The 9,956-nt window shown below is 63.2% G+C and carries 10 protein-coding genes and 1 pseudogene; 2 read left to right on the forward strand and 9 right to left on the reverse strand.

Annotated features, from left to right (window positions below; translation table 11 throughout):
- Nucleotides 1–133, forward strand: a pseudogene (locus AC1D34_RS27720) (IS630 family transposase); the annotation flags it as partial.
- 114 nt (nucleotides 134–247) lie between these two features.
- Here the strand turns inward: AC1D34_RS27720 and AC1D34_RS27725 are convergent.
- On the reverse strand, nucleotides 248–670 hold the full coding sequence (locus tag AC1D34_RS27725) for a hypothetical protein (protein ID WP_476825930.1): 423 nt from the start codon (nucleotides 668–670) through the stop codon (nucleotides 248–250).
- 23 nt (nucleotides 671–693) lie between these two features.
- Nucleotides 694–1,281 (reverse strand): Fic family protein, encoded by a 588-nt coding sequence (locus AC1D34_RS27730; RefSeq protein ID WP_476825931.1) that lies wholly within the window; start codon nucleotides 1,279–1,281, stop codon nucleotides 694–696.
- 336 nt (nucleotides 1,282–1,617) lie between these two features.
- Here AC1D34_RS27730 and AC1D34_RS27735 point away from each other — a divergent pair, with 336 nt between their 5' ends.
- On the forward strand, nucleotides 1,618–1,764 hold the full coding sequence (locus AC1D34_RS27735; RefSeq protein ID WP_476825932.1) for a hypothetical protein: 147 nt from the start codon (nucleotides 1,618–1,620) through the stop codon (nucleotides 1,762–1,764).
- Nucleotides 1,765–2,048: 284 nt separating this feature from the next.
- Here the strand turns inward: AC1D34_RS27735 and AC1D34_RS27740 are convergent, their stop codons facing one another.
- The 7 genes from AC1D34_RS27740 to AC1D34_RS27770 all read right to left on the reverse strand — a co-directional run.
- On the reverse strand, nucleotides 2,049–3,152 hold the full coding sequence (locus AC1D34_RS27740; RefSeq protein WP_476825933.1) for an NAD(P)/FAD-dependent oxidoreductase: 1,104 nt from the start codon (nucleotides 3,150–3,152) through the stop codon (nucleotides 2,049–2,051).
- Between the two features lie 46 nt (nucleotides 3,153–3,198).
- Nucleotides 3,199–4,287, reverse strand: coding sequence for an NAD/NADP octopine/nopaline dehydrogenase family protein (locus tag AC1D34_RS27745; RefSeq protein WP_476825934.1), 1,089 nt, complete (start codon nucleotides 4,285–4,287; stop codon nucleotides 3,199–3,201).
- Between the two features lie 76 nt (nucleotides 4,288–4,363).
- Complete coding sequence (locus AC1D34_RS27750) at nucleotides 4,364–6,106, reverse strand: ABC transporter substrate-binding protein (protein ID WP_476769557.1); 1,743 nt, start codon at nucleotides 6,104–6,106, stop codon at nucleotides 4,364–4,366.
- 57 nt (nucleotides 6,107–6,163) lie between these two features.
- Complete coding sequence (locus AC1D34_RS27755; protein WP_476769558.1) at nucleotides 6,164–7,276, reverse strand: NAD(P)/FAD-dependent oxidoreductase; 1,113 nt, start codon at nucleotides 7,274–7,276, stop codon at nucleotides 6,164–6,166.
- 27 nt (nucleotides 7,277–7,303) lie between these two features.
- Nucleotides 7,304–8,326: an ABC transporter ATP-binding protein gene (locus tag AC1D34_RS27760; RefSeq protein WP_476825935.1), complete on the reverse strand. Its 1,023-nt coding sequence runs from the start codon at nucleotides 8,324–8,326 to the stop codon at nucleotides 7,304–7,306.
- Entirely contained in the window at nucleotides 8,319–9,401 is a 1,083-nt protein-coding gene (locus AC1D34_RS27765; protein WP_476769560.1) for an ABC transporter ATP-binding protein, read from the reverse strand. The genes AC1D34_RS27760 and AC1D34_RS27765 overlap by 8 nt, the downstream gene beginning before the upstream one ends.
- Nucleotide 9,402: 1 nt before the next feature.
- Nucleotides 9,403–9,956: ABC transporter permease (locus tag AC1D34_RS27770; RefSeq protein ID WP_476825936.1), on the reverse strand; the 554-nt coding region annotated here is incomplete at its 5' end.

Below are 9,956 nucleotides of genomic sequence, written 5' to 3' on the forward strand. Positions count from 1 at the left end.
CAAGGCGCTCCTGCGAAAAGCAGCCGAGCGAACCGTCGAAGGCCTCTGGCGTACCATCGGAACAATCCTCGACGCCTTCACTCCCGACGAATGCAAAAACTACTTCAGGGCTGCCGGGTATGAGCCGGAATAACGTGAAAATGCTCTAGACGCTGGGGCGTTGCGCCTGGCGATCGGCCCGTGGACAAACCCCATCACCGCGCGACCCAAGAACGATCGGCGATGGGGAAGCCATTTCAGGCGATATCTAAGTGCGAGGGTAAAGGCGTGGGAAGAGATCCTCGAGTGCATCAGCCGGGAAGCGAAGCGACACCTTTCCTTTTGGTGTTCCCGATCCCAACAGCCCTAAGCTGAGCAGGTCTGCCAGGATGCGCCGGGCAGTCCGCTCCGGCAGTCCGGTGATCCGTTCGATCTCACCTCGCTCGAACTCGCCTCGTATCAGTGCTTCCTCAAGCAGCCGCGAAGCCTCAGGCTTCAGATTCCGATGGCCGGCCACGTGCCGTCGGAGCCGACCAGCCAAGCCATTCAGCTCGAACAGCTCGCTCATGAAGGTCACTTGGTCGAGGCACACCCTCAGGAACCACAAAACGAATTCCTTCAGCGCGGCCTCGGACAAGTTCCCTCGCCCATCGCGATCGCCCTGCCGCGGCGTATCCGCATGGGCCATCATTCGCTTGTAGTCCGCGCCGCTCTCTAGGCCTCGGGCCAATCCTCGGAGATCGACCAGAGGCCGTGGGCCCCCACACCGGCGACGCTGGCCATGGCATGGCTCATGAGCCTGCTCACTCTCCCATTCCCATCGGGAAACGGGTGGATGTAATTGAAGCGGTGATGGGCAGACGCCAGCGCCATGATCCGCCCTGCTCTGCCTAGCGTAGTGAGCCGATATCGGTTTTCGAAATATGCCATGAAATCACCGAGGCGCTCGCTTGAAGGCGGCACATGCCGGCCAACCTCGACATCCTCTTCGGATCGGTACCGCCACTCGCCKGGTTCCATTCGAATTTGCCGATCTCTGCCGCGGATGGTGAGCATTGCTTCCGGGGCGCCGCGATAGAATTCGCGATGAAGCCATTTCAGAAACTCGGCTGATGCGGGCGCAGGGAGAGCATTGGCCGCTGCCATCCGATCGACCTCGGCCTGAACGCGGACATGAGCCGCCGCCTCAATCTGCAGGTTGCGACGACCTTCATCCTCATCGAATTGACCTGCCAATGCCCGCTCAATATCGCGCGGACGTGTGTCGTGGCCCTCGATGAGGTTGCTGTAGTACGTGTTCATGATGCGCACGAGATTCGGCCAGGTTGGCCGCGGTACGCGGGTGCAGGGATCGACCGAGTGTTGCTGCAGCTGCGGACAGCTCCGCGATCGCGTCGGCGATCGCAGCTGTCGGCTCGTCCAAAAGGGCTGGTTCAATACGGCTTCGGCTCTCGATGGGCATTATCTTGGCCGATCTAGATCGGATTCTGAGAAGGCCCAATAGCCTATAATCAAATGAGTTTCCATGAAGAATGGGCGATCCTTTGGCCGATCCGTTGGCCGATCTCTGCCGTAGACACCGCGAGCCGGACCGGGGCGAATTTCGTAGCTCTGGATGCGCGACAAGTGTGAAAGATCATGACCCTCGTCGCCGAGCGCATCCTTTTCGAGTTGCGCGGCCGTTTTTGTCTTGATCTCGAGACCGTCGCGCCTACGCAAAGCGATGCGCCGGCACCAGGAGTTTTGGTGCGAGCGTCGAGAATCTGGATGACCTGGAAGGCATGAGGCGAAGCCGAAGCAGCCACGTCATTGGACGTCGTCCCTTTCGGGATTTTGAAGCAAATCAATTTCGATCCCGAAAGCTGGATTGATGCCCCTCCCTGGGGTTTGGCAGCGCCGATCCAAAAAGGGACCCGCCATTCTGGCGGGTCGAGATGGGGAGGGTCACTCCTCTCGCGGAGTACGATACTCAATGGGTGTCGTTCCTACCACACGTTGCGTCAGGAACTGGTCACTTGGCTCGGTTAGCGACGGGTTTTGATCGCGTCAATCTTGCGATCGGTCCGAACCTAGCGAAAGAACCGGGCCGGCCGGAACTGGGCGAGTTCGGGGCGCGGTTTGCCGCTCATTATCTCGTCTGCCGCCATCGCCCCGAGCGCAGGCGAAAGCGTCGCGCCGCTATGGGTGACCATCACATAGTAGCCTTCGAGGTTCGGTACGGGGCCCATGGCGGAGAGGCCGTCCTTGGGAATCGGACGCTGGGTGACGCGGCTCGCTTCCGGTTTCACCGGCGCGATTCCGGGCAGGATCCGTGTCAGGCGCGCGACGAGATCCGCCGCCTGGTCGAGGCCAGGACGGTTCGTGATTTCGGGGGTAACCAAGGCATCGGCCGGCCCCCAGTGCACCATAAGCCTGCCGGCGCCATCCGGCCTAAAATCGCAAACAGGTGTGGCCACGACACGCTGGATCGATGCGGGAACCGGGGGCGTGAAGACCAGAAAGCCGACAGTCGGCGCCAGCGGCACATTCGGGGCCGTTCCGGCAATCGTGTCGTTCGACCAGCGCCCGGTGCAGTTGACCACGAGATCGGCCATCAGGGTGTCCCCCGCCTCGGTGTGCACACCCTTGACCTTGCCGCCCTGCACAAGCAGCCCGGTAACCTTCGTTTGGGTATGCAACTGCGCGCCCTTGCGGCGTGCAGCGGTCATCATAGCATGGGAGTAGACGACAGGATCGAGCCATCCGTCCTCCGGATACCAGGCGACCGGGGCATCGCCCACCGCGGCAGGATCGATATCGGGCTCGAGTTCAAGCAGCTGCTGGCGATCGATCCATTCGACGCCATAATCCCATTCCTGGAGGCGAGCCACCTTGGCGCGGTGTTCGTCTCGCCCCTCCTCGTCGCACCATTCGACACGGCCGCCGGCATGCCACCACGGCGTCGCCCCGAACTCGTCCTTCAGCGCCGCATGCGCCCGCATGCCCGCGACATTCAGATCGTGATAGGGGCGCGGCGCCTTATTGCTGGAATTCGTCCAGGCGAAGCTGATGCCGGAGGTGCCACCGCCGACGCGCGTGGCCTCCAGCACGGTGACCTTCGCGCCCGCGAGCGCAAGACGATAGGCCACCGACGTCCCCAGGACGCCGGCACCGACAACGATGATCTCAGGCATAACCGTATTTCCGATCGAATAAGGGGCGATTGGGATGGCGCCGGAACTACTTCGCCTGCGACGCGGACCAGCCGTCACGAACCAGCGTCTTGAGTTCGGCCAGCGACATGGTCTCGAGCCCGATATCGTCGAGCAGGTCGTTCTCGCTCGCGAAATCGCGGCCATAAAGTGCCGAGAAGACGTCGATGCCAGCCTGGTGCAGCGTGGCGGGCCGATCGGTCAATTTGCCGAGTAGCACGGTCGGATGCAGGCCGAAGGGCGCATCCTCCAGCACATAGCGCGTGTCGATGCTGTCGGGGCCGTTGCCGCCATTGCCGCGTGCGGCAAGCTGGCGGGCCATCTCGCCGACCGGTCCGGGCTCGACATGGAAGGAGAGGTTATAGTGCTCTCGAATGGTGCGCACCTTGTAGCCGGCCGCCTCGGCGATCGCGAGGCGTTCAGCATCGAGCGCTTCGAGCAGGCGGCCGACAGAGTCGGTATTGTTTTCGTTCTGGCCCCAGGTTTCGCCGTGCTCCATGCGCGTGAAATTGCATAGTGCGATGCCGAGATGGTTTTGCGGATTGAGGTTGGAGAGAGAAATCGCCAGTGCGTCGGAGCGCTCGACGAAGCGGTCGCCGAACAGTTCCTGACAGACTTGCAGCCCGCGTGCGCCAGCCGAGGCAGGGATGGTCGCGATATCGACCTTGGAACGGATCGTCGAGACGTTCACGCTCGCGTCCCCGGTGCGGCGCCCTGCCGTCACAGTGGTTCCCCAGACAACGACAGGGATATCGAGCCCGCGCTCCGCGATCTTTTTGGCGATATAGAGGCCGCTGAACGAGGTGTGCGAGCTGATGATGACAATCTGACCGCTGGCAAGGTGGGGAGCGGCGGCATCCATCGCCATGCGATGGCCATTGGCCGGCAAGGCCAGCAGGACGGCGTCAGCGCCGGCGATCGCATCACCCGCGTTGGTCGCCATCGTGACCTTGAACGAACCGTCGAGCGAGCCAGTCGCCGCTAGTGGCTTGCCCGCGACGATGCTTTGCCCGGTTTTGCCTGAGGGCGACCACAGCACAGGCTCATGGCCGAGGGAGGCGAGCAGCGCAGCATTGCCATAGGCTATCGAGCCCGCACCGAGTATTGCGACACGCATCGTTTGTTTCCTTGGGAGTAATAGAGGCTTCTGGACCGCCGGGCCGACGAGCCCGGCGCTGACGACGGCATTGAATTCAGTATTTGTAGCCGGCCTTTTCCATATATTGCTTGGCCAGGTTCATGTCGTAGGCGATCGGCTTGAGCAGATCGTGGTCATAATCTTCGGAGGTGAAGGGAATTGGCACCGTGCCGGGCTTGCCGAAACCGGCAACAACGTTCTTGATGATCTGCTCGCGCGGGATCATGTGGCTCATGGCCTTGCGGACATAGGCCGCAGCTTCCGCCGCACGGCTGGGATCCTGCTTGCCGAGCGGGGTTTCCACGCCCGTTCCGAAGACCGGGTGGTTCATGTTCAAGCAGGTCTGCATCCACTTATAGGAATCGAAGCGATTGACGGTGCCCCATGACGGATCGATCGTCTCGAGCAGCCCGCCGACGTCGTACATCGGATCATGCGCATCGATGGAGCCGGCCTTGATCGCGCTCAGAACAGCGTCGGCGCCCTGGATATTGACCACGTAGAAGGTTTTCACATTGCCTTCGGTCTTCTTCCAGTAGCTATCGTTCTTGATGTATTTGTAAGCCTTGCGGGCCGGATCGAAACCCTGCGGAATCCAGGGCCCCGTGCCGATACCGCCTTTGGCCTCGAAGGTCTTGCCGTCGGAGGTCTTGACCGGGAAGGTGCCGAGCCAGGTGCTGATGACATGGCCACGCAGCTCCTCGGGCTTGAGGCCCTGATAGGCGTGTTTCGGCATGATCGCGATGACGGGCAGGACGAAATCGCGAAACATCACGTTCGGCTCCCGCAAGGTCACGGTGATCTCGTGGGTGCCGCTTACCTTGTAGGCATCCTTGCTGCCCAGGACGGTCTCGAGGGGCGACTGGAAGACGCTGGCATAGGTCTTGTCGATCACCGTATCCCAGGTGAACTTGACATCTTCGGCAGTGAACTCCTCGCCGCTATGCCATTTCACGCCCTTGCGAAGGGTGAATACCCAGGTCCTGCCGTCGTCGGAGGTCTTCACTGACTCCGCCAGCGCCGGGACGAGCTTCTTGTTCGCCCAGCTGTCGTATTCGAACAGCGCGTTGTAGACGGGGCCGAAGATATTGGCCTCGTTGTAGCCGCTGCCATACATCGGGATGAGCTGGCTCGGCGGCTGCCAGGACGCGAAAGTGGCCGTGACGTCGCCAGTGGCGCCCTCGATCGTCCAGTTCTCGGGGCGCGGATAGAAGACCGGGTTGTAGGTCGTCGATTCCATGCCCTTCAGCTTCGGATTCGTGATGATCACCTCTTCCGGATAGAAGACGACATGGAGCGGCTCGATCTCGTACCAGCGCTTCATGAAGGCGGTGATCGCCGCCTTGCGGTCGGCCGGCGTGACGGAGCGCGAGTATTTCTCGATCGCCTCGTCGATCTGCTTGTCGGCGATGCGATAGTAATTCTGCCCGTTCGGCGGAAAATTCTTGCTGTGGAAGAGCGTCTCGGGCAGCGGCACCAGCCCACTGTAGTAAATCCGCTCGGAATACATGTCCCAGCCGCCATCGACATGCGTCTTGCCGCTGTCATTGGCGCGCCGCGCGATCACGACCGAAGGCGGCTGGTAGCTCGACACGATATCGATGCCGAGGCGGGCGAACTGCTTTCCGATCAGGTCCGTCCAGATCATGCGCGACTGGAGGTTGTTGAAGATCATCAGGTAGAGCTTGAAGAAGGGCGGCTTGGCCAGCGCCCCCTCCGGTATCCCACCGGCCGCGAGCGCGGCCGCTCCGGCTCCGGACCATTTCAGCACATCGCGTCGCGTCGATTTCCTGGACATCGATTTTCCCCTTGTTTCTTGGTGGTGCGAAATGAACAGGCCGAGAGCGTCCGGCACTCAGGCCTGGAAGCGCGAAGGACGAAACTGCGCCAGTTCCGGACGCTCCCTGCCCCGCAGGACCTCGTCGGCGACGGCCTGGCCGAGGAAGGGAGACAGCGTCACGCCGCTGTGGGTCACGACGACGTAGTAGCCGTCGACGCCGCGGGCCGGTCCGACGGTGGAGAGCCCATCGGCGGGGATCGGTCTGACGGTCGTGCGCACCGCTTCGGCCTCGACGCCTGCCAAGCCGGGCAGAAGCTCGGTTGCGCTTGCGAGCGCGATCTTCGCCTCCTCGCAATCCGGCAGACGGCTTTCCAATTCGGCGAAACGGTCGTCGAGCGAGTCCTTGCGGATCATCATGCGGCCTGCCCCGTCCGGACGGACATCGACGTCGGGCGCATGGAAGGGCCGGCGCAGATCGACACCGACCGGAGGCGTGAAGACGAGGAAGCCCACGGTCGGAGCGAGCGGGACATTCGGCGCCGTCTCGCTCACCGTATCGTTGGACCAGCGCCCGGTGCAGTTGATGACGAGGTCGGCTGCGTGGACAGCGCCCGTATCATCCCGAGCGCCGACGACACGACCATTGCGGGTCTCTACCCCGGTCACCTTCACGCCGGTCTTCAGCGCCGCTCCATAGCGCTGACGGGCAGCGCGCAGCATGGCTCCGGCGTACTGGACAGGGTCCACCCACCCTTCTTCAGGGCAGAATACGATCTGGGCCTTGTCCGAAACTGCGCCGATTGCCAGCTCCGGCTCAAGCGCCTGCAGCCGCTTCTTGTCGATAAACTCCGCCGCATAGCCCCACTCGCGCAGCCGCTCGACCTTCTTCGCCTGAGCGGCGATCTCCGCCGGATCGACGCGCCACTCCAGGCTACCGCTCTGATGGAACCAGGGTGTCGAGCCGAACTCATCCTTCAACGCGGCATGCGCGCGCATGCCTGCGACGTTCAGGTCGTGATAGGGGCGCGGCGTCTTGTTGTTCGCATTCGTCCAGGCGAAGCTCACTCCGGATGTTCCGGCGCCGACGCGAGAGGCTTCGAGGACCGTGACCTTCGCACCGCCCTGGGCGACGCGGTAGGCGATGGAGCTGCCGACAATTCCGGCTCCGACGACGATAACATTCATCATGGCGTTTCCTATGGTCTCTCCCCGCTCTCAGCGCGGGTTGTGGCAAGCGAAGGCGTGGGTGCCGTCCGGTGCGGACAGCGGCGGAATCTGTTGGGAACAGACAGGCAGTGCGGCGGGGCAGCGGGTGTGAAAGACACAGCCGGACGGTCGCCGGACAACACTGGGGACTTCGCCCTGGATCGCCTGGCGCTGTGCCTGGTTTGAGGGATCAGGCACGGGAATCGCCGAGATCAGGGCAGCGGTGTAGTGATGGCGCGGCCGTGCGAAAATCTCGTCGACCTCACCGATCTCGACGAGATTGCCGAGATACATCACCGCAATGCGGTTGCTCAGAAAGCGCACGGAACTCAGGTCGTGCGAGATGTAGAGATAGGAGAGTCCCAGGTCTTCCTGCAGGTCCGCCAGCAGATTCAGGACCTGCGCCCGCACCGAGACGTCGAGCGAGGAGACGGGCTCGTCGCAGATCAGCAGTCGCGGCTCGACCGCCAGAGCGCGCGCGATCCCAATGCGCTGGCGCTGCCCGCCGGAGAATTCGTGGGGATAGCGATCGGCATAGTCCGGCGGCAGCCCGACCCGCTCCAGCAGACCTTCCACCGTCGCGTCCCAGTCCTCCTTCGGGGCATGACCATGGACGCGCAGCGGCTCGGTCAGGATCTGCCTGACGCTCCAGCGCGGATTGAGTGAAAGATAGGGATCCTGGAAGACGTATTGCATCTGACGGCGCAGCGCGAGCACGTCCGGCCGCCGATCCTGAGTGAACGTCGCCCGGATATCCGTGTCGCCGAGGCGGATCGCACCGGCAGTCGGTTCGACGAGGTGCAGGATCGCGCGGGCCGCCGTCGTCTTGCCGCAGCCGCTTTCGCCGACGATGCTCAGCGTCTCCCCGGCCGCCACGCTGAAGCTGATGTCGTTGACCGCGCGGATTTCCCCGGTGACCTTCTGGCGGAAGAGCCCGCGGCGGCGCAACGGGTAGCTCTTCACCAGCCCGTCAACGGTCAGCAGGGGCTGTGGCACGCTGCGTGGGCGGACATTCGGGGTCGGCTCAATCATGGCTGGCCACTCCGGCGCTGCCGCGCTTCAGGCAATGAACGACACGGCCTGGCTCGATCGCTGCGGCCTGGGGCACCAGCCGGGAGCATTCCGGCGCGGCTTCGGGACAGCGCCCGGCGAAGCGGCAACCGCCACCGAGTGATTGTCCGGGCGCGACGGCGCGCCCGACCGTGGGCAAGCGCTCGCGACGCCCCTCACCATCGACTGCGTAGCGCCGGTCGATGCGCGGCGTGCTTGCCAGAAGGGCCTGCGTGTAGGGGTGCGAGGGCCGTGCGAAGATGGCGTGCTTGTCGCCCGTCTCGCAGACCTGGCCCGCATACATGACGGTGATCCGATCGGCGATGCGAGCCACGACGCCCATGTCGTGCGTGACGAAGATCATCGACATGCCGAACCGCGCCTTCAGGTCTTCGAAGAGATCGAGGATCTGGGCCTGGATCGTGACGTCGAGCGCCGTCGTCGGCTCATCCGCGAGCACGAGCGCCGGGTTGCAGAGCAGAGCACGGGCGATGCAGACACGCTGCTTCATGCCGCCGCTCATCTCATGCGGATACTGCGACAGGCGCGAGCCGGGGTCGGTGATGCCGACGAGGCGAAACAACTCCTCCACCCGCTGCAGAGCAACGCTGCGCGGCATCTTCTCGTGAACCTTCAGGATCTCGCCGAGCTGCGCGCCGACCGTCATCAGCGGGTTCAGRGAATAGCCGGGGTTTTGGAAGACCATGGCGAGCCTGCGCCCGCGCAGTTTCTGCATCTCGCCCTGCGACTTCGCGGCGAGGTTCTCGCCATCGAACATGATGCGGCCGCCGGTGATCCGTGCGGGAGGCGGCAGAAGGTTCAGAATCGCGAGACTCGACAGGGTCTTGCCGCTGCCGGATTCTCCGACGATGCCCATCGTCTCGCCGGCGCGGACCTGAAAGCTGACATCCTCAATGATGCGAACGGGCGCATTCCAGGGTGGAAACTGAATCCGCAGGTTCTCGACGCGGACGAGGTCATGGACAGGCGGCGTCAGCACGCTGCTATCGTCGATCGAAATGGCGGCGACTGGCTTTGGGGTGGCGAGGCTCGACATCTCAGCGCTTCGCCCGTGGGTTGCAGGCATCGGTCAGGCCGTCCGCCAGAAGGTTGAAGCCGAGCACCGTGATGAAGATGGCGACACCCGGGCTGAGCGATGCCCAGGGAGCCACTTTCAGTGCCTCGTAATTGAAGTAGAGCAATTGCCCCCAGCTCACCGCGGCCGGATCGCCGAAACCGAGGAAGCCGATCATCGCCTCCGCCAGCACGGCCCCGCCGATGCCGAGCGCCACGATGACGACAAGGGATGGCAAGGCGTTCGGAAGAATGTGGCGGAAGAGGATATCGCCCGAAGTAGCGCCGATGCAGCGCGCAGCCTCGACGAATTCCTGGTTCTTCAGCCGCAGGAACTCGGCACGCGTCATCCGAGCGATCGGAGCCCAGGAGAAGACGCCGATCAGCAGGATGATGACGCCGAGATTGAGATACGGCACGCTTTCGAAGGGCGTGTTGACGACCGCCACGCCGAGCAGGCGAATGACGGCGAGGATGACGACAAACATCGGAATCACGAGGAAGAAATCGGTGAAGCGCATCAGCACCTCATCCGTGG

The sequence above is a fragment of the Allobosea sp. P1_A7 genome (genome assembly GCF_056406775.1).